Source organism: Polyangium fumosum (genome assembly GCF_005144585.1).
Classification (GTDB): Bacteria; Myxococcota_A; Polyangia; order Polyangiales; family Polyangiaceae; genus Polyangium; species Polyangium fumosum.
Genome location: NZ_SSMQ01000008.1, coordinates 38,008 through 61,563, shown reverse-complemented (window position 1 = coordinate 61,563; position 23,556 = coordinate 38,008). Strand labels below are relative to the sequence as shown.

16 protein-coding genes are annotated in these 23,556 nt (G+C 68.8%); 9 read left to right on the top strand and 7 right to left on the bottom strand.

All coding sequences use genetic code 11. The annotated features are described in order from the left end of the window. Window positions 1-5 precede the first annotated feature (5 nt). From E8A74_RS09995 to sucC, 3 genes are all read right to left on the bottom strand, one after another. Entirely contained in the window at window positions 6-1,772 is a 1,767-nt protein-coding gene (locus E8A74_RS09995) for a GMC oxidoreductase (RefSeq protein ID WP_136928729.1), read from the bottom strand. 330 nt (window positions 1,773-2,102) lie between these two features. Further along, window positions 2,103-2,975 carry a succinate--CoA ligase subunit alpha gene (sucD, locus tag E8A74_RS09990; protein WP_136928728.1) on the bottom strand — a complete coding sequence of 291 codons (873 nt, stop codon included), beginning with the start codon at window positions 2,973-2,975 and terminating at the stop codon, window positions 2,103-2,105. Between the two features lie 40 nt (window positions 2,976-3,015). Then, on the bottom strand, window positions 3,016-4,209 hold the full coding sequence (sucC, locus tag E8A74_RS09985; protein WP_136928727.1) for an ADP-forming succinate--CoA ligase subunit beta: 1,194 nt from the start codon (window positions 4,207-4,209) through the stop codon (window positions 3,016-3,018). Between the two features lie 142 nt (window positions 4,210-4,351). Here sucC and E8A74_RS09980 point away from each other — a divergent pair, with 142 nt between their 5' ends. Beyond that, window positions 4,352-5,299 (top strand): formylglycine-generating enzyme family protein, encoded by a 948-nt coding sequence (locus E8A74_RS09980; protein WP_170229011.1) that lies wholly within the window; start codon window positions 4,352-4,354, stop codon window positions 5,297-5,299. A 151-nt stretch (window positions 5,300-5,450) separates the two neighbouring features. Beyond that, complete coding sequence (locus E8A74_RS09975) at window positions 5,451-10,451, top strand: AAA family ATPase (protein ID WP_136928725.1); 5,001 nt, start codon at window positions 5,451-5,453, stop codon at window positions 10,449-10,451. Between the two features lie 6 nt (window positions 10,452-10,457). Here the strand turns inward: E8A74_RS09975 and E8A74_RS09970 are convergent, their stop codons facing one another. Beyond that, complete coding sequence (locus E8A74_RS09970; RefSeq protein WP_136928724.1) at window positions 10,458-11,885, bottom strand: SLC13 family permease; 1,428 nt, start codon at window positions 11,883-11,885, stop codon at window positions 10,458-10,460. Window positions 11,886-11,971: 86 nt separating this feature from the next. On the opposite strand from E8A74_RS09970, the gene E8A74_RS09965 reads away from it, so the two are divergent. After that, window positions 11,972-13,018, top strand: a complete 1,047-nt coding sequence (locus tag E8A74_RS09965; RefSeq protein ID WP_136928723.1) for a hypothetical protein — start codon at window positions 11,972-11,974, stop codon at window positions 13,016-13,018. 482 nt (window positions 13,019-13,500) lie between these two features. On the opposite strand, the gene E8A74_RS09955 is transcribed toward E8A74_RS09965, so the two are convergent. Then, window positions 13,501-14,178, bottom strand: a complete 678-nt coding sequence (locus E8A74_RS09955; protein WP_136928722.1) for a hypothetical protein — start codon at window positions 14,176-14,178, stop codon at window positions 13,501-13,503. Further along, window positions 14,175-14,633 carry a hypothetical protein gene (locus E8A74_RS09950; RefSeq protein WP_136928721.1) on the bottom strand — a complete coding sequence of 153 codons (459 nt, stop codon included), beginning with the start codon at window positions 14,631-14,633 and terminating at the stop codon, window positions 14,175-14,177. The genes E8A74_RS09955 and E8A74_RS09950 overlap by 4 nt, the downstream gene beginning before the upstream one ends. A 652-nt stretch (window positions 14,634-15,285) precedes the next feature. Here E8A74_RS09950 and parA point away from each other — a divergent pair. The 4 genes from parA (at window position 15,286) to E8A74_RS09930 (ending at window position 18,832) form a co-directional block, all read left to right on the top strand. Then, on the top strand, window positions 15,286-15,969 hold the full coding sequence (parA, locus tag E8A74_RS09945) for a ParA family partition ATPase (RefSeq protein WP_136928720.1): 684 nt from the start codon (window positions 15,286-15,288) through the stop codon (window positions 15,967-15,969). Then, on the top strand, window positions 15,920-16,615 hold the full coding sequence (locus E8A74_RS09940) for a hypothetical protein (protein WP_136928719.1): 696 nt from the start codon (window positions 15,920-15,922) through the stop codon (window positions 16,613-16,615). The genes parA and E8A74_RS09940 overlap by 50 nt, the downstream gene beginning before the upstream one ends. A gap of 215 nt (window positions 16,616-16,830) precedes the next feature. After that, entirely contained in the window at window positions 16,831-18,222 is a 1,392-nt protein-coding gene (locus tag E8A74_RS09935) for a hypothetical protein (protein ID WP_136928718.1), read from the top strand. Window positions 18,223-18,370: 148 nt separating this feature from the next. Beyond that, complete coding sequence (locus tag E8A74_RS09930) at window positions 18,371-18,832, top strand: VOC family protein (RefSeq protein WP_136928717.1); 462 nt, start codon at window positions 18,371-18,373, stop codon at window positions 18,830-18,832. A 3-nt stretch (window positions 18,833-18,835) separates the two neighbouring features. Here the strand turns inward: E8A74_RS09930 and E8A74_RS09925 are convergent, their stop codons facing one another. Then, a complete protein-coding gene (locus E8A74_RS09925) occupies window positions 18,836-20,665 on the bottom strand; it encodes a TIM-barrel domain-containing protein (RefSeq protein ID WP_136928716.1) in 1,830 nt (609 codons plus the stop codon). Window positions 20,666-21,346: 681 nt separating this feature from the next. Between E8A74_RS09925 and E8A74_RS09920 the strand changes: the two genes are divergently transcribed. After that, entirely contained in the window at window positions 21,347-22,264 is a 918-nt protein-coding gene (locus E8A74_RS09920; protein ID WP_170229010.1) for an RNA polymerase sigma factor, read from the top strand. Between the two features lie 62 nt (window positions 22,265-22,326). Next, window positions 22,327-23,556 (top strand): hypothetical protein, encoded by a 1,230-nt coding sequence (locus E8A74_RS09915; protein WP_136928714.1) that lies wholly within the window; start codon window positions 22,327-22,329, stop codon window positions 23,554-23,556.

The window sequence follows — 23,556 nt, the reverse complement described above, 5'->3', positions numbered from 1 at the left end:
TTTTGCTAGGGCTTCTTGGCCAGATGGTCGGCGAGGTTCTGCGTGAGCGCGACCATCGTCAGGGTCGGGTTCCACGACCCGCTGACCGGCCAGAGGCTACCGCCCGTCACGTACACATTTTCGACGCCGTTGAGCTTGTAGTTCAGGTCCACCACGCCCTCCTTGCCTTTGTCGATCCACAGGGTGGAGCCCTCGTGGACGAGGCCGGGCACGCGGCGCTCGGTGATGCTGGGCCGCTCCTTCGTCCATTCGCCCTTGTTGGGATCGCCGTGCCAGTATTCGATCCCCTTGTTCTTCGCGTCCGGGGGAAACAGCGCGCCTTCGAGGAGCTGGAACGTCCCCTCATCCATCGTGTCCCACGTCGCCCGGTCCGTGTCGCTGGCCAGCACCTGCAAGGTCACGTTCGTGGTGGGATCCGACCCGCCATTGGGACGGAAGAAGTTCTGCGGGTTGTTGCAGTCGATCTCGCCCAGCACGGCGCACACGAAGACCAGGTGGTCCTGCGATGTCGCGAGCTGCGCCTGCGACGCCGTCGCCACGACGTCCGGCATGTAGCGCGCTGCCTTTTCGGCGTATTGCTCCGGGTTCTTGTCGGAGAGCACCGAGAGCTGAATATGGTACTGCATTTTGCTCTTCGGGTTCTCTCCCGCGACGTAGATCGCCGCGAGTTCGAGCTCCTCGAGCTTGTCGCCGAAGGGGTAGGCGTTCCGGGGGATACGCGCGATCACCGAGGTGATGAAGTGCGAGGTGAAGCGCGTGCCTGCCTTCTCGACCTGCGGGAACGAATTGAGCACCAGCGTGGTCGCCGGCAGCGTCCCCATGGCCAGGATCACCTTCGCGTTGCCCACGTTCACGACCCCGCGGGAGGTCTCGAGCGCGGTGGCGTGGTGCTCCGTTTGTCCATTTTTGATGAGATTCTGCTGGAGAATTCGGGTGACCACGCAGTCGGTCGCGATGTGCAGCGGGCTGCCTTCGCCCTTCGCGGCGAGCCTCGCCTGACGGTCGATCAGGTTGAGCAGCGGCGCAGGCGTCGAGAACTTCGCGAAGTCGAGGCCCTCTTGCACGCCGGCCCCGACCGCCAACGGCGCCGCCATGAAGCGCGTCAACGAAGAGACCTTGCGCCGGTTCTCTTGCAGCATCTTCTGCAGCTCTTGTTGCAACTTGGCGTAGACCGGGCGGGTCTGGGCAACCTTCCGCTTGAGCTTGGGTTCGTCGAGATTCTTGTCGATCTCGTCGGCGGGGACGACGTTCAGCAGCTTCTCGGCCTCTCCGAAGTATTCGTTCGCCGCGCGAATGACCTCCTCCGGCCAGCCCGCCATTTCCTCGTGCGTGGGGCGGGGGCACCACGCGCTCCACAGGGTGCTGCGACCGCCGAAGAAGGGCACCATTCCGTGCTGGAACTGGATGTTGCCCGGGGGCTGGGCCACTGTATTGGCCGACAGGGTCCAGGGGAAGGTCTCGGAGAGGCCGCCCAGGGTGCGCTGGTAGGAGATGGGCAGGTTCTGGAAGTGCTGCGGGAGGAAAAACGAGCCGCGCTCGACGATCAGGATCTTCGCGTGGGGGTTCTTGCTGAGCGTGCGCTCGGCGAACGCCAGCGCGCAGAAGCCGCTGCCGATGACGATGTAATCGAACGTCTCCTCCTCGCGCGCCCGCTTCCAGCCTGTCTCGGAGAGGAAAAAAACGTGATTCATCACCTGCTGCCCGCTGGGAGTCTGCGGGCCCGGCGTCGGGTATCCATAATTGAAATTGGGAGATGACGAAGCAGCGCTCATGGCTTCTCCACCTTTCGTTCGAAAATAGGAAGGTCGCCCCCTGGAGCTCGGTCATCCGAGCCCACGCTCGGCCCCGCGACTTCGCCGACGCAAGAATCGTCCGCCGGGTGCCCGGGGTGCGAGCGTACGAACCATGCAACGCAAGGCGCCTTCCTTCGTCAAGACTTTTGATCGCGCTCGCTTCGCGAAATCAGCGCGATCTCCACAGCGTGTGTCGTGGACGTTTCTCGCGCGGCTCGGCAAGCGCACGCAATCTCGCGCGCTGCGATCCGGGAGCAAGGGAGATGGGAGGAAGGGGTGAGGGGCCCTGGGAAGGGCCCCCGAGGGCGATTACTTCATCAAGCTGACGAGCGTCGCGGCCATGTCGGCCGGGGTCGGGGCGACCTTCACGCCGGCGTCTTCGAGCGCAGCGATCTTCTCGTCCGCCGTGCCCTTGCCGCCCGAGATGATGGCGCCCGCGTGGCCCATGCGCTTGCCGGGAGGCGCGGCGCGCCCCGCGATCAGCGCCGCCACGGGCTTCTTCATGTTCGCCTTGATCCACGCCGCGGCCTTCTGCTCCGCGCCGCCGCCGATCTCGCCGATCATGATCACGCCGTGCGTGTCCGGGTCCTCATTGAAGAGCTCGAGCACGTCGATGAAGTCCATGCCCGCGACCGGGTCGCCGCCGATACCCACGCACGACGACTGGCCAATGCCCAGCGCCGTGAGCTGACCGACCGCCTCGTACGTGAGCGTGCCCGACTTCGACAGAACGCCGATATGGCCCTTCTTGTGGATATGCCCCGGCATGATGCCGATCTTGCATTCCTCGGGCGTGATGATGCCGGGGCAGTTCGGCCCGATGAGGCGCGTCGGCTTGCCTTCGAGGTACCGGCGCACCTTCACCATGTCGAGCACCGGAATGCCCTCCGTGATGCAGATGACGAGCCGACAGCCGGCGTCCGCGGCCTCGACGATCGCGTCGGCCGCGCCCACGGGCGGGACGAAGATGCAGGAGACGTCGGCGCCCTCTTTCTTCACGGCTTCTTCCACCGTGTCGAACATCGGGACCTTGTCCTCGAATCGCTGGCCGCCGCGGCCGGGCGTGACGCCGGCGACGATCTTCGTGCCGTAGGCGAGGCAGGCGCGGGCGTGCTGCGAGCCGTACTCCCCGGTGATGCCTTGGATGACGACCCGCGTGTCCTTGTTGACGAGAATGCTCATCGCAACTGGTTCCTTTTCGTGACGAAAATCATCCCCGGCATCAGGCCGCGGCGCCCGGTTTCACCGCGGCGACGATCTTTTGCGCGCCGTCGCCCATGGAAGAAGCGCTCTCGATTTTCAGGCCGCTCTCGTCGAGGATCTTGCGACCCGCCTCGACGTTCGTGCCTTCGAGCCGCACCACGAGCGGCACCGACAAACCGAGCTCCTTCGTCGCCGCGACGATACCCGCCGCGACCACGTCGCAGCGCATGATGCCGCCGAAGATGTTGACGAAGATGCCCTTCACCTTGTCGGAGCGAAGGATCATCTGGAACGCCTTCTTCACCTGCTCCTGCGTGGCGCCGCCGCCGACGTCGAGGAAGTTCGCGGGCTTGCCGCCGTAGTGCAGGATGATGTCCATCGTGCCCATCGCGAGGCCCGCGCCGTTCACGAGACAGCCGATGTCGCCGTCGAGCGAGACGTACGAGATGCCCACCTGCTTCGCCTCGAGCTCGACCGGATCCTCCTCGTCCGCGTCGCGCAGATTCGCCCACTCGGGGTGGCGGATCTCGGCGTTGTCGTCGAACGTCATCTTGCCGTCGAGCGCGACGATGTCGCCCTTCTTCGTCACGACGAGCGGGTTCACCTCGACGAGCGAGCAGTCCTCGGCGAGGAAGCACTTGTAGAGGCCGTCGAGCAGCTTCGTGAACTGCCGCATCTGCTCCTTCGCCCCGAGCCCGAGCGCGAACGCGAGCTTGCGGGCCTGGTAGGGGGCGAGGCCGATCACGGGGTCGACGTGCAGCGTGTGGATCTTCTCGGGCGTGTCGTGGGCGACCTGCTCGATGTCCATGCCGCCCTCCCGCGAGGCCATCACGGCGATGCGGCGGCGGTCGCGGTCGAGCGTGAGCGCGAGGTAGATCTCGCGGTCGATGTCGAGGCCCTGCTCGATGTAGAGCCGGCGGACCTTCTGCCCGGCGGGGCCCGTCTGCACCGTGATGAGCTGCATGCCGAGGATTTTCTCGGCGAGCGCGCGTGCTTCGGCGACGCCGCCCTTTGCGACCTTCACGCCGCCGCCTTTGCCGCGGCCGCCTGCGTGGATCTGGGCTTTCACGACGACCACCGGGATCCCGGTCGCCTCGATCAGGCGTTGCGCCGCGGCCTCCGCCTCCGCCACGGAGAAGGCAGGCTCACCCTTCGGCACGGGGATCCCGTAGCGTGCGAAGATTTGCTTGGCTTGATACTCGTGGATTTTCATGCGAGGGCGGGCAAGGTATCACACGCATGAGTCCAGCATGGGATCGAATTTGAAAAGGTTGACCGTGGTTGTCGTGATGTCCCTCACGGCATCGAGCTGCGGCGGTCCAACGGAGTTCCCAAAAGGAGCGAACGCGACGGGCGTGCCGAGCCCAACGCCGAGCGCGCCCCCGGCGGAGCTCGTTCCCACGGCGAAAACGGCCGCTCCTTCCACGAGCGCGAGCGCGGAGCTGATGTCCGCGGCGCCGGCGAGTGAGGCGAAAGCGAAGTCGCCTTGCCCGGAGGGCATGGCGTTCGTCGACACGACGTATTGCCCTGACGTCGAGCTCGAGTGCTTGAAAAAAGAGCACAACAAGCCGAACAAGATCATCATCTGCCACGAGTTCGCCGAGCAGGCGCAGAAGTGCAAGACGGAGCTCCGGCGCCAGCGATACTGCATCGACAAATACGAGTACCCGAACCAGGCGGGCGCGCACCCGCCCGTCATGGTCGACTGGTACGACTCGCTGCAGATGTGCCAGGAGCAGGGAAAACGACTCTGCTGGGAGAGCGAGTGGGTCGCGGCCTGTGAAGGGCCGAAAAAGACGCCATTCCCTTATGGGTACAAGCGCGACCCCAAAACCTGCAACATCGACAACCCCTGGTACCAACCCGTCCTCAAGAACATTTATTCGCGTGAGGCCTGGCTCCAGGATCAGGAGCTTTTTCGCCTCGACCAGAGCGTGTCGAGCGGCGAGATGCCCGGCTGCACGAGCGGGTTCGACGTCCACGATCAAACCGGAAACGTGGACGAGTGGGTCAACGCGGAGAAGAACTACGAAAAGTCGAAGTGGGCCGGGCTGAAAGGCGGCGCCTGGGGCCACGTGCGGAACGCCTGCCGGCCCATGACCGTCAGCCACGAGCCGGAGTTCACCTATTACTTCGTCTCCTTCCGTTGCTGCGCCGACGCCACGCCCGACCCTGCCGCCGACGCCGATCCGACGCTCTGGCGCCCGCCCCCCCAGCCCACGCCGAAGAAACACGGCGCGTACTCCAAGGGATGGACGCCGAAGACGCGCGCCCCCCACCAGCCCTCGCCGCCGAAGCCGTAACCGGGCCCAAGGTCGACCGGAGCCCCCAACGTCGACCAAGAGGGTTTTCCCCGGCGCGAGCAAGATCCCGGACCCTTCGCCCCTTCCATCCGCGCCCGAACCCGCCGTATCGTGCGGTCGAAACTCCACCTCCGGCGGAGGCTCCCCCCGCATGGTCCCCGAGTTCCCCGGCTGCACCATCATCGCAACCCTCGCTGAGGACGCGCGCTTCGCTCTGCACCGCGGCCAGCTCGAGGACGGCACGCCCGTGCTCGTCGAGACGGCCCGTGCCCGCGCCCGCGGGGAAGAACGCGCGCGCATCCGCCGCGCCCACGCCATCGCCAAGGACCTCGGCGAGACCATCGTCCCGCGCACGCTCGGCCTCGTCGAGCACGGCGACGTGTTCGCGTTGCTCCGCGCCGACCCCGGCGGATGCACGCTCGCCGAGCTGCTCACCTTGCGCCGGCTGCGCATCGAGACCGCGCTGGAGATCTCGATCGCGCTCGGGCGGGCGCTCTCCACGCTCGCGGCGCACGGCATCGTCCACCGCGACATCGCGCCGAAGAACGTCCTCTTCCGCGAGGACGACGGCGCCGTCTGGCTCCTCCACTTCACCTCGGCCGCGCGCGTCGGCGAGGAGTCGCTGCGCACGCCGAACCCGCAAGCGCCCGAGGGCACGCTCGCGTACATGCCGCCCGAGCAGACGGGCCGCACGAACCGCCCGGTCGACCACCGCGCCGACCTCTACGGGCTCGGCGCCGTGCTCTACGAGATGCTCACGGGCTCGCCGCCCTTCACCACGCAGGACCCGGTCACGCTCGTGCACGCGCACCTCGCGCGCACGCCGAAGCCGCCCCACGAGCTCGAACCGAACGTGCCGCCGGCCGTGTCGCGCCTCGTGCTCAAGCTGCTCGCGAAGGGCGCCGACGATCGGTACCAGAGCGCGCGCGGCCTCGTGGCCGACCTCGAGACGTGTCTCACGCGGCTGCGCAAATCGGGCCGCATCGATCCCTTCCCGCTCGGTGGTCAGGACCGGCCGACGATGCTGGCGTCAGCGGTCCGTCTCTACGGCCGCGACGCGGAGCGCGAGGCGTTCGCCTCGGCGATCGAGCGAGCGCGGCGTGGCGGGCGGGAGCTCTTCGCCATCCAGGGCGCCCCCGGGATGGGCAAGACCGCGCTCGTCCTCGACGCGGCCACGCGCATCGGCCCCGACGACGCCTACATCGTCACGGGCAAGTTCGATCCGATCGGGCAAGGCCTGCCGTTCTCGGGCTTTGGCCATGCGCTCGGCGAGCTCGTGCGCGCGGCGCTCGCCGAGAGCGAGTCCGAGCTCGCGCGCATCCGCAGCGAGATCGACGTCGCGCTCGGGCCGAACGCCGAGCTCGTCACGCGTGTGGTCCCCGAGGTCGGCCTGCTCTTCGGGCCTGCGGAGGCCGCGCCGGACCTCGGCCCGATCGAGTCGCAGAACCGCTTCGCGCTCGTCGTGCAGCGCTTCCTGTCGGTGTTCACGCGGCGCCGGCCGGTGCTGCTCTTCCTCGACGATCTCCAGTGGGCCGACCCCGCCTCGCTCAAGCTCCTGCGCGACCTGCTCTCGGATCCGCAGTCGAGTTACCTGCTCGTCGTCGTGGCGTTCCGCGGCCGCGAGGACGGAGACGGGTTCCGGGCCGTCGGGCGCGTGATCGACGAGGTCGAGTGGCAAGGCGTGCCCGTCTCGAAGGTCGAACTCCGGCCGCTGCGCCCGTCGGACGTGCGCGCGCTCGTCGCGGGGCTGCTCGGCTGCGACCTCGCGGACGTGGAGTCGCTCGGCGTGCTCCTCTGGAGCAAGACGAGCGGCAATCCGCTCTTCATCCGGCAGCTCCTCGGCACGCTCGTGCGCGAGGGCCTCGTCGAGGTCGATCCCGCGACGGGCACGGTGATCTCGGACGAGGCGCGGATCGAGGAGACGGTCACCGACGACATCGTGACGCTCCTGCTCGACAAGATCGGCGACCTCTCGCCCGCGGCGCAGCGGACGCTCGAGCTCGCGTCGGTCTTCGGGCACGAGTTCCAGATCGACGCGCTCGTGGCGCTCGCCGACAGGCCGGAGACCGAGGTGCGCGCGGACCTCGCCGCGGCGCTGAGCGAGGGGCTCGTGATCCCCGTGCGCGTGCGGCCTTCGACGTCGCGCGGCTCGGGCAAGTCGACCCCGCCCCGTCCGATCGCGCCGCGCGCGTTCCGGTTCTCGCACGACAAGGTGCAGCAGGCGGCCTACTCGCTCTTGCGCCCGGAGGAGGTGCCCGCGCTGCACCTCGCGATCGGGCGGCGGCTGCGCGACGAGATCGGCATGGAGGGCGAAGGGCTCTTCGAGCTGCTCTTGCACATGAGCCGCGGCATCGCGGTGATGAACGATCCGGCCGAGCGGCTGGAGGTCGCGCGGCTCGCGCTCGACGGCGGGCAACAGGCGAAGGGCGCGGCCGCGTACGAGGCGGCGATCGGCTACCTCGCGACGGGCATGGAGCTGCTCGGCGAGCGCGGCTGGGAGGAGCAAACGTTCCTCACGTTCGCGCTCACGCGGGACCGCGCGGCGTGCGCCTACCTGACGGGCCAGTTCCACGAGGCCGAGCAGCTCTTCGCGCTCCTCCTCTCGCATGCGAACTCGGCCCTCGATCGCGCGGGCGTGCACGACCTCTTGGTGGTGCTCTACGTGACGCAGGGCAGGTTCGTGGACGCGGTGCGCGTGGGCCGCGAGGCCCTCGCGCTGCTCGGCGAGGCGCTGCCGGACGAGGCGGAGCTCGAAGCGGCGCTCGCGAAGGAACAAGCCGAGCTCGTGGTCGAGCTCGAAGCCCGCTCGATCGATTCGATCACCTCGGCCCCGCCGCTCGACGACGCGCGGAAGCGCGCGACCTTGCGCACGTGGATGCACCTCGTGTCGGCGGCGTACGGCTCCTCGCCGTCGCTCATGTTTTTCGTGTGCGCGCGGATGGTGCGCGCGACGCTCGCGTGGGGGCCGACGGAGCTCTCGGCGTACGGCTTCTCCGCGTACGGCATGAGCCTCGTCGCGCAGCGGCGGTACGAAGAGGCGTACCGGATGGGCGAGATCGCGTTGCGCCTGCACGACCGGCTGCCGAGCCCGAACATCGCCTGCAAGGTCTACCTGAACCACGGCGTGACGCTGCACCCGTTCCGCCGCCCGCTCGCGGCGTGCCTGCCCTTCCTCGAACGCGCGCAACGCGAAGGGCTCGCGACGGGCGACTTCTCGTTCCTGTCGTATGCGTGTTTCTCGACGACGATCGTGCGGCTCGGGATCGGCGAGGACCTCGCCGTCGTCGAGCAGGAGGCCGAGGGCTTCCTCACGCTGATGCAGAAGACGCGGGACGCGGCGTCGGAGGCGTACCTGCGGATCACCTACCAGCTCATCCGTTGCCTGCGCGGCCGGACGCGGGGTCGGATCTCGCTCTCGGATCGCGAGTTCGACGAGGTGTCGTTCGTCGCCTCGCTGGTCGAGAAGAAGCTCCAGTTCATCGCGTGCCGCTACCACGCGGCGCGGCTCGAGCTCGGCCTGCTCTTCCACGACCTCGAGCTCGCGGAGAAGGCGGCCGCGGAGGCCGAGGCGCTTTTGCCCACGGTCATCGCGCAGTACTTCGCGACGGAGGTCCACTTCCACGGCGCGCTCGTCGCGGCGGCGCTGCTCCACGCGGGCACGCCTGCGGATCAGGCGCGCCGGAGGGCGGACCTCGATCGGCGCGAGGCCGAGCTCGTCGCCCTCGCCCGGAGCTGCCCCGAGACGTACCAGCACCGGCTCGACCTCGTCCGCGCGGAGCGCGCGCGCGCGGAGGGGCTCGACGCCGAGGCGATCGACCTCTTCGAGACCGCGATCTCGGGCGCGTGCGAGCACGGCTTGATCAAGGACGAGGCGCTCGCGAGCGAGCGCGCGGCCGTGCATCACATCCACCGGGGCCGAAAGCGCCTCGCGCGCGCCTACGTGCTCGACGCGCGCAAGGCCTACCTGCGCTGGGGCGCGCGCGCGAAGGTGGAGAACATCGCGGCGCGGTACGAGGACCTCTGGGAGAACGAGACGCCGCCCTGGGACATGCCGGCGAACTCGAGCCCCGGCGAGCGTTCGTTCGCGACGCTCGACACGGCCACGGTGATCCGCGCGGCGCAGGCGATCGCGGGCGAGATCCTCCTCGAACGTGTGCTCTTGCGCGTCGTGCGCGCGGTGATCGAGAGCGCGGGCGCGGACCGGGGGATGCTGCTCATCGAGCGGGGCGGCCGCCTCTGGGTCGAGGCGACGATGGTCGTGGATCCGGAGCGGCTGACGGCGGGCCCGAGCGTGCTCGCGGAGGAGACGGAGGAGCTGCCGCTCTCGGTGGTGGAGTACGTGCGGCGCACGCGCGAGCCGCTCTTGCTCGGCGACGCGCGCTCGGATCGTCGCTTCGCGAAGGATCGGTACATGGTGGCGCGCGCGCCGCGCTCGATCCTGTGCACGCCGATGCTGCACAAGGGCCGGCTCGTGGGGATCATCTACCTGGAGCACGCGCTCGCGACGGAGGCGTTCGTGCCGGCGCGGCTCGTGCTGGTGGACTTCCTGGCCTCGCAAGCGGCCGCCGCGGTGGAGAGCGCGTTGCTCTACACGGAGGTGCAGCGCGTGACGGAGGAGCTGCTGCGCACGAACGAGGGCCTCGAAGAGGAGGTCGCGCGGCGGACGCGGGAGTCGAACGAGACGGCGGAGCAGCTCCGGGTCGAGCTCGAACAACGCATGCTCGCGGAGCTCGAGCGCGAGTCGCTGCAAGCGCACATCATCGAGGTGCAGCGCGAGCGCCTGGCGGAGCTGTCGACGCCGATCATCCCGATCACGGACGACGTGGTGGTGATGCCGCTCATCGGGGCGATGGACCGGGCGCGCTCGGAAGAGGTGATGGGCGCGGCGCTGCGCGGCGCGTCAGAGCGGAGCGCGCGCGCGGTGATCCTGGACGTGACGGGCGTGAAGGGCGGCGACATCTACATCGCGGAGGCGCTCGTCCGAACGGCGGCGGCGCTGAAGCTGCTCGGGACGCAGGCGATCCTGACGGGCGTGCGCGCGGACGTGGCGCGGTCGCTCGTGGGAAGCTCGGCGGAGCTTCAGGGGATCGTGACGAAGGGGAGCTTGCAGGCGGGGATCGCGTTTGCGATGGGGGCGCGGAAGCGCGGCTAGGTCGCGTCAGAACACCAAAAACCGCGGAAACCAGAGCTTCGTGAACGCGGCCAGCGCCCCGAGGCCGACGATCGTGAGGAACGTACCCGGGACGATCATATCCCGCGCCGTGAACTCGCCCCGCCCGGCAGGGTCCACGCTGAACCCGTACGCCATCGCGTTCGGCGGCGTGCTCACCGGCAGCGGCATCGAGAGCGTGCACGCGAACGCCGCGACGAGCAGCAGGGGCGCGGAGGGCACGCCTTCGAGCCCGACCACCACGGGCGCGAGCAGGTTGACCGCGGCCGTGTTGCTCATGACCGACGAGACCACCACCGCGAAGACCGCCACGACGCCCATCACGACGAAGGGCGGCAGCCCCGTGGTCGGGAGCCTTTGTGTCGCCCACGCGGCGAGCCCCGATTGCTCGACGGCCGCGCCGAGCGCGAGCCCGCCGCCGATCAGGAGGATCACGTCCCACGGCAGGGCGCGCAGGTCCGGCGCGCGCAGGAGGTGCGTGCCGAAGAAGACCACGACCGGCAGGAGCGCGACCGTGCCCGAGCTGATCGAGAGCGCGCCGCCGAAGATCCAGCCCGCCACCGTCAACACGAACACGCCGAGCACGAGCGCCTGCGGACGTCCGAACGGAAGGGGCGGCTCGTCGTCGAGCGTGATCGCCTTCACGCCGCTCGGGTAACGACGCCCGAGGTAAACGAGCAGGACGAGCTGCAGCACCACCTGCAGCGGCACGGCGAGCGCCATCCACACCGCGAAGCTCGGCGCCTCGGCGCCGAGGTACCGGATCACGATCGCGTTGGGCGGTGAGCTGATCGGCGTGGCGAGGCCGCCGAGGTTCGCCGAGAACGCGATGCCGAGCAGGAGCGCCTTGCGGAACCCGTCGCCCGGCGGGACCCGCGCGAGCATCGACGCCGCTGGGCCGAGCATCAGCGCGCACGCGGCCGTGTTGCTCATCCACACGCCGATCACGCTCGTCGCGATCATCATGGCGAGCAGCACGCGTTGCGGGGACGTGCCTGCGCGGCGGAGCAGCGCGCGCGAAATGCGCCGGTCGAGCTGGGTGCGCTCGATGGCGACGCTGAGCACGAAGCCGCCGAGGAAGAGGAGCGTCACGTCCGAGAAAAACGCGTTCAGGAAGAGCGTCGGGCCATGGTGCGCGGGGTCGAGGGCGGGCGAGAGCCAGACGAGCTCGAGCGCGAGGATGACGAGGCTCGTGACGAAGAGCGGCACGGCCTCGGTGAGCCAGAGCGTGGCCGCGACCGTGACGATCCCGAGCGTGATCTCGGCCGGCCGCGTGAGCCCGAGCGACACGCAGAGCCAGCCGCGGTGCGTCACGAAGGCCGCGACGACCGCCAGGGTGACTCCGAGGATCGCGCGCGGATCGAGCCGCAACACGAGGGGCGCGAGGCTCGATTCCTTCGCCGGCTCAGGCGACATGGCCTGCTTATAGCCCGAGGGTCGGCCTCGACGCACGCGCCGTTGCCCTTTGCGCAGCGTGAGAATCAGCGCATTCTCTCGCCCTCGTGACCGACGCCCGCCCCGCCCACGACGCCCGGATCTGGCTCTACGCGTTCGGCTATTTCGCCTGCTATTGGCCCTACAGCGCGCTCACCAAGCTCGCGTCGCAGGGCCGGATCGCCGGCATGACGCGCGCCGTCTCGGGCTTCGAACTCTTGCCCGTCACCACGATCGCCTCGCTCGTGGGCATGCTCGTCTTCCTCTCGTGGCGTGGCCTCTTTCGGTACGCGACGCATCGCACCGTGCTCGGCCGCGTGATCCCCGTCCCCACGCGCTGGACCTTCCTTTCGGGCGTGGCCACGGCGGTCATCATCGCGACGACCACGCTCGCGTACACCTTCGACGGCGTATCGATCGTCCTCATGATGCTCCTCATGCGCGGCGGCGTGCTCGTCCTCGCGCCGTTCGTCGACGCGGGGAGCGGGCGCCGCGTCCGCATGGTCTCGTGGATCGCGCTCGGGCTCAGCCTCGCCTCGCTCGCCGTGACGCTCGCCGATGGGGCGAGGTACGACATGACGTGGGTGGCCTCGGTCGACGTCGCCGCGTACCTCGCCAGTTATTTCGTGCGGCTGCGCTTCATGAGCCATCTGGCGAAATCGGAGGACCCGCGCGACACGTATCGATATTTCGTCGAAGAGCAAATGGTCGCGACGCCGGTGGTGGTGTTTTTGCTGGTGGTGGGCGCGGTGATCGGAAAGGGCGCGGCGCTCGAAGAGCTGCGGGCCGGGTTCCTTTCGCTCGGGGGGACGGGCGCGCTGCTGCCGGCGATCGCCATTGGCTTGCTCTCGCAGGGCACGGGTGTCTTCGGCGCGCTCATTCTGCTCGATGGGCGCGAAAATGCGTTTTGCGTGCCGGTGAACCGCGCGTCGAGCGTGCTCGCCGGGGTGCTCGCCTCGGCCACGCTCGCGCTCCTCGGGCTCGGCCAGGCCACGCCGATGAGCGAGGTCGCGGGGGCTGGGCTCGTGCTTTCGGCGATCGTGGTGCTGGCTTGGCCGACGTTGACCGCGCGGCGGCGTGCAGGGCCCGCGTCCACGGCGCGGCCTGCGGGCTGATGTGGCGCGGTCGCTCGTTCCAGTGCCGCCGACGGTGCGATCCGCGAGATCGCCGATCCCCATCCACGCGGCCGCTCCGCGCAGCGCATCGTACGATCCGAGTGCGTGAATGCCCGCGCTTGAGCGACTCGTGTAGGGGGGACCGACTCCCGCTTCGAGGAGATCGCCGACCTTGTGGAGGAGGTCGCCGACCTCTGGTCGGAGGTCGCCGACCTCTGGTCGGAGGTCGCCAACCTCTGGTCGGAGGTCGCCGACCTTGCGTAGGAGGTCGCCAACCTCTGGTCGGAGGTCGTTGGACCTCTGGTCGGAGGTCGCCAACCTCTGGTCGGAGGTCGTTGGACCTCTGGTCGGAGGTCGCCGACCTTGCGTAGGAGGTCGCCGACCTTGCGTAGGAGGTCGCCAAACTCTGGTCGGAGGTCGCCGACCTTGCGTAGGAGGTCGCCGACCTCTGGTCGGAGGTCCTTGGACCTCTCGTACGAGGTCTACTCCCGCGGAGCCACGAGCGGCTCGCAGCAAAAGACGCTCGCATCCGTGGCGACCGCCTCGCCGATCGCCTCGCCGCGCGCCGCCACCGCCCACTGGGCCGGCCATGCCGTGGCAAACTGCGGTGTCGGCAGGGGATCCTCGACGACCTCGCAGCCCGCCGTGCCCACGGCGCCGACGTGCACCGAGCTGAACGCCCCAGGCCCGAGCGGCGGGCCCGCGAGGCACCCGCCTTCCCACGACGACGGCGGCTCGACCGCGCCGACGACACTCCCGCCACACGCGTCCCCCGCCGTCGCGCGCACCGAAGGCAAGGTGCACGAGGGCTCGGAGCATCGGCACGGCGCGCATGTCGGAGGCGCCGTGAGCCCTGCATACCCGTTGAAGACCGCCTTGGGCGCCTGCTTCGGGCATGCCGGCTCCTTGCCCTCGGGGCCCACCCACAAAGCGACGATCGTCTGCTCGAACGAAAGCGAAATCTCCTCGCAGCCCCCCATGCAAAGGGACTGCGGCTTCCCCTTCTCCTCCAGATGGCACGGGTCGGGTTTTCCCTTGGAATCGAAGTGGCCGATGTCCGGGTTGTCGCAGGAGTAAACGACGTCCTCGGTTTCCTCCTCGCAACCAAGGACGAACGTCGACATCGAGAGCAACACGAGGGCAAACCGTAACGTCTTCATTCCAGGGGTTCCTTCACATCATATTGCATGATGTCGTAAATGATCTGCACCGAGAGGACGCCGAACACAGGAAAAGGCGGGCCCCAGATCTGGTCGAACCTCGCGTCCACGCGGAGCGTGGGTTTGGCGAAGGTGTACCCCCCTTCGGCGAGCACACGAAAAGCGAGCTTGGGCGCGAACCGCCAGAAAAACTCGGCGCCGAGGAGCCCCGCCCCGGTCGCCCCCTTGGACTCCAGGGGGCCACTCGGCGTCTCGTTCCAGCCGTACCAGTCGCCGACCCGCGCGCCGGCAAAGACCCCGAAAAACGCCCAGGGTCGGACGCCGATGTGCGTGAAGATGGAGACGTCGTATCCACGCATCGGCGCGCGGAAGCGTTCCTCGGGGACCACGGCCACGGCGAACGTGGTGCCGACGTCCCACAGCCACAACGGGCTCCGGATGCTCAGGTTCAGCATGCCCCCCGCGTGGTAGAGGCTGGGGACAGGGCCGCCGATCTGCGCGAGCGGGCCAGCGGCGATGGCGAACGACTTGAGGCCCCGCGGGGTGGATGAGGATGAGGAGGGGGCCGGTGGCGAGGTGGGTCGGGGAGGGGCGCTGGGGGTTGTGTTCGCGGCGGAGGAAGCGAGGGCCCCGAGAAAGACGGCTCCTCCTGCGCCCAAGGCCAGACGTCGACAAACCCGCATCCTCCGGCCTTACCGGGGGTTTTTCCGGGGGTCAAGAGATGTTTGTCCCGTTCCTCGGCGCGGCGCTATCGGTCATTCGGACGGCGACGTCGCGTGGTCTCGACCTATCGACGCCCGTATTCATGCAGCGATCGGCGATCGGCGCGATTCGTGGGGAACGGTGGTCGGCGCAATCGTGGCGCGTGTATCGCGCAGAGCCCGGACGTTGCTGGACGTCCGGGCTGTGGCGCCGATGTCCCTTTACCGTCGCCGCGTTTTGTGCCCTACCGCCGCCAGCGTGCCCTTCGTGGTCGTCCCTCGCATCTCCACCCCGAGGTCGACCCGCGTCCGCGTGCGCGTACGCCCGTCCGGCATGGCGCGGCGCGTCCGAGGTGCGTCACCAAAAATTGGGCCCGGCGGCGTCGCTTCCGGTAGGGGGGGCTTCATGATCATCGCGCTCACCGGACAGAAGGGTGGGATCGGCAAGAGCACCACGGCGGTGAGCCTCGCCGTGGCGGCGCTCGCGCGGGGGCAGCGCGTGCTCCTCGTGGACGCCGATCCACAAGGCACAACGCGCACGTGGGGCGAGGTCGCGAGCGAAGCGGGGCACAAGGCGCCGACGATCGTGGCCATGGGCGCGCAGATGCATCGCCCCGGCCAGCTCGACAGCGTCTCGCACGCGTATGACCTGACGATCATCGACTGCCCGCCGCGCCACGGAGAGATCTCCCGATCGGCGCTCATGGTCGCGGACGTCGCCGTCTTCCCCTGCGGCCCGACCGCGGCGGATGCCTGGGCGCTGACGGCCGCGATCGAGGTGTTCCAGGAGGCGCGCGCGCTGCGGGACAAACTCGCCGGCTGCGTGCTGATCACGCGCAAGCAAGGCCGCACGGCGCTCGCCAAGAGCGCGCGCACCGCGCTCGAGACCTCGGGCCTGCCGGTCCTCGGCACCGAGCTCGGGTTTCGTGTGGCGTACCAGGAGGCGATCGCCGTGGGGAAGGGCGTCACCACGTACGCCCCGCGCGACGCCTCCGCGAAAGAGATTCACCAATTGCTCGACGAGCTCACGAGGTTCCACCATGGCCAAGAAGCAAGTCGCGGTTTCGCTCCGCAAGCCGCCGTCGCCTGAATCGATCGACGCATTTGTCAGCGGAGACGAGCCGCCCGCCGCCGCAGCAGCAGCGCCGAAGCGCGCGCGCCGCGCCCCGGCGAAAGCGGAGCGTGGGGGTTTGGGGGCGCAGCTCGGCTCGTCCGAGCGGAGCGAGGCCACGCCCGTCCCGGAGGACGTCACGCCCGTCCCGGAGGGCGTCACGCCCGTCCCGGAGAGCGCCGTCGTCGCCGTCGAGGCCCGTGTCGAAGCGCCGGCCGCGCCCGCGGCTGCGCCTGTCGAGCCCGTCGCCGCGCCCGAGCCTGCTGCGCCTTCGCCGCTGCCCGAGCCGACGGTCGTGGGCGGCGTGCCGCTGCGCCCCGTCACGATTTACCTGACGCCGGAGCTCGCCGAGCGCCTCACGATTCATTGCATTCAGCACGATCGGGACCTCAGCAACGTCATCGGCGAGGCCCTCACGAATCACCTCGCGCCGCGCCTCGGCGCCGGCACGGCCGAAGCCGCCGCCGCGCCCGGGGACGCCCCGCCACCGCGTCCCTCGCCGTTCTGGGGCCAGGCGCCCTTCCCGCACGTGGAATGGCCTCCCCGCCGCTTCGGGCAGATCGTGGAGATCGGCCGTATCCTGCTCGACGTCGTGCGTCGGCGCGGCTACGCCGCGACCGCGTAGTCCCGCGTGCTACGAAATTCCGTCCCTCGCGGGGGCTCCCCGCCAGCCGGGGAAATCTTGCACAGCGGTTGAAAGCGCCCCCCTTTGCGCCGAACATGACCGCTCGGCGGCGGCCCCCGTCGCCGTGACTTCGTTACCGACTCTCAACCCTTGGTGGCTCGACCTCGGACGTGCCGAGCGACGCCCCAAATCCCCTTCCTGAGGAGCTTTTTCCCATGCGAATGAGCCGAGTGGGTCTTCTGTCGTTGTCTCTCGTCACGCTGTTTGCGCTCGGTTGCTCCGGGGATGCCGGTCCGCAGGGGCCCGCGGGACAGCCGGGTGAGGAGGGGCCGAGCGCGGACCCGAGCATCAGCGCGATCACGCCGGGCAAGGCGTTCATCTCGCGCCGCGCGGACGTCACGATCAGCGGCTTCAACACGAGCTGGACCGACGGCGCGTCGATCGACTTCGGGCCGGGCATCACGATCGTCGAAAAGAAGATCGCGAGCCCCACGGCGATCGTCGCGACGATCGAGATCGACGCCTCGGCCGCGGTCGGCCCGCGCGACGTGAACGTCACCGAGGGCGACACGAAGGTCACCTACGCGGGCGCGTTCTCCCTCGATGCGCCGCTCGAAGTGTCGTTCCAAGGCACGCAGGCGCAGGGCTCGATCCTCGTCGGGACCGCCAAGCAGCGGGACCTCTCGACGCCGTTCGACCTGACGTACACCGGCGACGGGTTCTTCACGCCGATCGTCTACACGAACCTCGCGGTCTCCGGCTCGGCCGGCGTCTCCGGCGGCGTCGACGACGCGCAGCTCTACGGCGCCGATCTCACGGTCTTCACCGACGTGACCGCGGCCGCCGGAACGGCGGACATCACGCTCGCCAGCGGCCTGCCCGGCGAGGAGATCCTCTCGCCCGCGAAGGGGAGCTTGCAGATCGAGGCGCGCCAGCCGACCGCGCTCACGCCGGCCATGATCCTCACCAGCACGATCGATCAGCCGTTCGCCACGGTGCTCTACCAGTACACGCCCACGAGCGCAGGGAAGGTCATCACCGTCGAGGCGCTGGCCGACTCGCCCGACGCGTCGCCCCGCTTCGCGGTGCTGCCGGCGAGCGGCAAGTTCGCCGACCTGATCACGTTCGCAGCGGCGCCCACGGTCGAGGCCGGCGCGGATCCGATCTACTTCATCTACTGGGACAACACGGGCACGTCGGGCTACAGCATCAACGTGTCGGTCACGGAGATCGTCCCGGCGGAGACCGAGCCGAACAACACCTGCGGTGAGGCGCAGCAGGTGGCGTCGCTGCCGGCGGAGCTCGAGGCGTTCAAGCTGTCGGACAAGGACGACCAGGACTGGCTCGTCATCGACGCCGTGGAGGCGGACGTGGGCAAGGTCATCCACGTCGTCACGTCGCCGGGCGAGGCGCAGACGGACACGGTCGTCGAGGTCCTGGGCTCGGACTGCACCACGTCGCTCGGCGGCGAGAGCGAGGATTCGGACTACCACGAGGACTTCACGAGCGACCCGATCCCGGCGCCCGGGAAGTACTTCATCAAGGTCACGAACTCGACGTACGGCTACTCCGGCGCGCTCTACAACGTCTCGATCACGATCGAGTGATCCGAGGCTCCGGGGAGCGCGCGGCGCGCCCGCGTGCTCCCCGCCGTCCCGCCCATTTCCCGGAAAAACCTCCTCTGCGAGCCTTCGGCCTTGACGCATGTGCGGGCCTTGGGAAAGCTCTCGCGCGCTCCAAAGGAGGAGGGAACAGATGACCACGCAAGAACCGTCGAAGCCGGCCCCGGCGAACTGGCCCCGCATTTCGTGCTCGCTGTACTACGAGGATTCGAGGGCCGCGATCGACTGGCTCTGCCGCGCCTTCGGCTTCCAGGTGCGGCTGCTCGTCGAGGGGAAAAACGGGTCGGTCGAGCATTCGGAGCTCGTGTACGGCGAGGGGCTCATCATGGTGGGCCATCCCAAACCGGAGAAGTTTCCGTACATGAGGGCCCCGAGCCAGATCGGCGGCGCGAACACGCAGAACATCCTGGTGTACGTCGACGACGTGGAGGCCCACTGCGCGCGGGCCCGGGCCGCGGGCGCGAGGATCGTCAAGGAGCCCGAGACCGTCGATTACGGCGAGGAATACTGGTCGGATCGCGGATACGAGTGTGTGGACCTCGGCGGCCACCACTGGTGGTTTTACCAGCGGCTCCGCGACCCGAAGACGACCTGATCGTCAGGGGTTTTTCAGCTCGATCGCGCTCTCCCCGGCGCCCGCCGGGACCTTGACCCACGCCGAGCGCGTCTCCGCCTCGTAATAATAGCCCGAGGGGGCCGCATCGAACGCGGCCCGCGTGGCGTGTTTCGTCGCCGCGCTGCCGGCGACCGTGACACTCCCCGGCTCCTCTTCCACGCGGACACGGAGGAGCGTCTCCACGAGCGTACGTGAAATCGACACGGACGCGGCATTCGCGGTCGCGGACGCCTTCACGACGGTGACCACGTCATCGGTGTCGTGCAGGGAAAAGCTCGTCGACGTCGCGTCCGGGAACACGAGCACCGTCAGCTTGCCCGCGGACGCGGCATTGCCGAGCCCGGTGACGTCGTCGGCGACGTGCATCGGCACGATCGCGCCGGACCGGAAATAGAGCGGCACCTTCTGCAGATCGGTCGAGAAGTCGACGGGCACCGTCGTCCCGCCTTCGATCGGCGCGGCCGAGGGCGACCAGAAATCATAATAACGTACCCCCGCCGGGAGCACGACGTCCCGCTTGCCCGTGCCGTCGAGCAGCGGCGCGACGAAGAGGGCGTCGCCGATCGCATACCGATAATCCCCGGCCCAGCTCGCCTCTTCGCCCACGGGCCGCACGGGGACCGCGGCCCCGGCATACGCCTCCTCGGAGAGGCTGTACCAGAAGGGGACGAGCTCGTGGTGGAGCTTCGACCAGAATCGATAGATGTCCACGATCTCGGTCCCATTTTGCGGCACGGTCCAGGGCGTGATGTTCGCGCGGCCGTGGAGCTGCATGAACGGCGAGAGCGCGCCGATCGCGGTCCAGCGCGCGAAATTCACGGGGTCGAGCGGGATCTGCTCGCCGAGGAGGTCCTTGTCGTCCCGATCGAGATAGCCGCCGATGTCGGACCCGAGGACGACGTACCCCGCGGCGGCCGAGCGGAACGTGTGATCGAGCGCGTCCTCGAGGCCCACCCAATCGCGGCGGTTGTCGCCCATCCACGCGACGGGCGCGTGCTCCTTGCGGGCGAAGAACCGGCCCTTGAAATCGTACGACTCGTCCCAGGCGCGGACCATCGTGACGAACTCGGGCCCGCGCCGCGAAACGCCGTAGGCCAGGAAATCCTGGTAATAGGCCTCCGAGTATTCCTGGTGCGGGACGGGCCCCGCGGCCGTCGTGACCGTGTCGAGGCGGACGTAGCTGTCGCCGAAATCGATCTTCCAGCCGTCGATGCCCATGTCGAGCACGGCATTCTGCTGCTCGTGCCACCACGCCCGCGCCGACGGGTTCATGAAATCGACCGCCGCGCCCGTGCCTTTCCACCACGCCCATCGCAACGAGTCCTCGACGAAATATCCGCACGTTTCACCTTCCGCGAGGTTCGGCGAGGCGCCCACGTACCCGTCGCCCCCCTCTTCGAGGTCGTACGAGACGGCGTTCACGAGGTTCGTGATCCACAGGACGACGCGCACGCCGTCCGCGTGCATGTCCGCCACCATCTTGCCGAAATCGGGGTACCGCGTGGGATTGGGGATGAACGTGTTGTAATGGGTCTCCCACGGGCTATCGAGGACCACGGCGCCGACGGGGATGTCGCGCTCGCGAAAGCCCGCGACGAAGGCATACGTGTCCGGCCCGTCCGAGATGTCCTTCGAGATCCAGGGCTCGAAGGCCCAGCGCGGCGTGTGGGGCGTGGGCTCGGGCAGATTCTCGGCGGGCCGGAAGCAAGGGTCGACCGGGCCCGTGGGCGGTGGATCCAGATCCTCCGGGCACCCGAGGAGCGCGAGGAGCGACAACGGCAGAACACGGAGCGGGCGCGAAAGCATTCTCATTCTGCGAACCTATCGCGGCTCGTCCGCCCCTGTCACGCTCGTCTCGAAGAGGACGTCCGGCATCCACGGAGCGTATGCGGTTCCCCTCTTCCGCCCCACCTCGACCGCCGGATGCCCTCCACAAGCCAGGAGGTGAGCACATGGGGAAGGGGCGGCTTGCCGGGGCGACGTTGCTCGCTACGTGCATGGCGGTGTCCACGGTGCCGATGGGATGCGGGGCGGGCGACGCGTACGCCGCCGTGCCCAAGGCCCCGACCGGCTCGCGCGTGGTGGATGGAGCGCTCGGACGCAAGGGACCCCCCGGCGTTCGTCCCAGGGACCAGGGGAAAACCTACCGGTTTGGAAATCTGTAACTTTGTGCATTTATCGCTTGACGCGGCGCCTCGGTTTGGCAAGGATATTTGCAGTGGAGGATGTCCCCGCGCTCCGTGCGCAAACGCCTCGCGAGCACCCACCCGGCAGCACCGGGAGACGGGACCGGGGAAAAAAACACAGCCGGACCTCGCGGGGACCTCTCCTCCACGCTTTTTCCTGTGACTCGCTCTCATGGACCCACCTTCCAGGGACGCACCGTCCGTCCGTCGAAATCGTCACATCGAGCGAAGTTTTTACGTCACGAAATCTCGCCTCCGGTGAATACAGGTCATGAGCGCTGGTTCTGCCCCCCGCCATTCTGACCTCTTGGCTCGCGTCGTGGAGCTGCGTCCCGACGTCGAGCGCTTCCTCGCCAGCCGCCGGAAGGGCCGCGAGAACGACGACAGCCTCGAAGACGAGGTGCAGGTCGTGATGACGGAGGCCATCGCGAGCGTGCCGAGTTATCGCGAGGACGAAGGCGATCTGAAGTCATGGGTCCTCGGCATCGCCGCGAACATCGCGAAGCGCGCGGAACGGACGCGGCAGCGGGACGCCGTCCTCACGACGGAGGACGGCGCCGTTTCGGTGCTCTCGCCGCTCGCTTCCCCGGAGCGCCTCGCCCGGATGCATGAGCTGCGACGAAAGGTCGGGCTCGTGCTCCAGGCGATGCCGGAGCCGCTGTTCATCGTGCTCTACCTCGTTTGCATCGATGAAAAGTCACACCAGGAGGCGGCCGAGCTGCTCGAGATCACCGAAGAAGCCTCCCGCAAGCGCCTCCAGGACGCGCGCGCGTACGTCGAGAGGGAGAGCGGGATCAGCCGTGACGAGCTGCGCGTCGTGTTTCCGTTCTGCGTTGCGAGCGAAGAGGACGAGCTACGGGAGGGCGCCGCGGCGCTGGACAAGCTCTTCCCCTTCTTTTGGCGTGGCGGGGAGTTCCTGGTGGTGTGGATCATCGCGGCGCTCTCGTGGCCTTCGCCGTCGTTGCACACCGCGCGGGCGGGGCTCTCCGTGCCCGCGGTCCATGTGGCGACCGCCGCGAGTGCTCCCGCCGTCATCGAGATCGCGCCTGCGCCGCCTGTTGATGTCCCCGCGCACGCGCCCTCCTCCGCAAAGGAGAGCGCAAAGCCGCCCGCGGCTCGCCCGAAGCCCGCGGGGCCGGTCGAGACGGCACGTGGCGCCGCAGCCGCGACGACGGAGAAGCCCTTCCTCGACAAGGTCACGGACCTCGAATTCCGGCGTCGTTAGGGGTTCGTCGCATGGCCGCTCGGCCTCCTCAACGCCGCGCCGGCGGAGTACCCTGGCGCGGGATGCGTCCCCTCGTCGTCGTGGCCATCGCGCTTGTCGGCATCGCATCCCCCGCGGCCGCCGACGAGCCACGCGCCGCGCCTCCCGTTCCGCCGGACGCTCTCGCGGACGCAGCGACCCACGCGACGTTCGCGGCCCACGTCATCGATGGAGACGACGCGCGCGTAGCCGGCCGCAAGACGGCAGCCGCGAGGTCCTACGCCGCGGCGCTCGCGGTCCGTCATGACCCGTTGATCGCAGGCCGGCTCGGCGTGCTGCTCGTCGAGCTGGGTCGCCCCGTCGATGCGGCCGACCTCTTGCTCGACGCGATCCAGCGCGCATCGAGCGCGAGCTCCGACGAGCGACAGGGGTTCTTGAAGGCGTACGACGCGGCGCGCGCCGAGGTCGCGTGGATCGACGTCACGATCTCGCATGTCGGCGCCAAGCTCACGCTCGACAGCGAGCCGCGAAACAAGAGCGGGTTTTCAGCGCTCTCGATGTTCGTCACGCCGGGCGAGCACGAACTCCGCGCGACGCTCGACGGGTACGAGCCTGCGGTGGTGATCTTCACGGCGCGCAAGGGGGAGCAGAGGACGATCACGCTGACGCTGCGCGAGCTTCCGAAGCCGTTGCCGCCGCCGGAGCGGCTCTTGCGTCGGCGAGACGTCGATCGGGCCTACACCGTGGAGGAGCCGCGGGAGGACGAGCCTGCGCGGCGCGAGCCGATCGTCGGCGGCGTGGTCGGGCAGGAGAAGAAGCCCGGCTTGCGAGGGACGATCGGGGCGGGCCCCGTCGTCGTGTTCGGCGTCGCGTCGTGGAGCCCGGCGGTGGGCGGCGTGCTCGCGGGTAGTTTGAGGCCCAATGAGTACGTGTCGATCGGCGTGGAAGGACGCGCCGCGTGGCTGACGTCGGGCGTGCAAGGCGGGCAGATCAACGCGATGACGGCGGGCGGACTGCTCAGCGCGTGTGGACACTACCGCTGGTTCTACGGTTGCGTGCTCGGACATCTCGGCGTGATGAGCATCTCTGCGGAGTCTGCGAGTTACGAGGAGAAGTTGACCTTGTCGCTCCTCCCCGGAGCAGGTGCACGTCTTGGCGCAACGTGGAACGTCGCCGATCGCTTCGTGCTCACGGCAAGCGTCGACGCACTCGGGCTCACGCAAGGAAAGAAGATTGTTGTAGGTCAAACGGTTCTTGTCGATCAGCCGCCGGTGATGCTGGGTGCCCAGGTAGTTGGCGGATGGGAGTTCTGA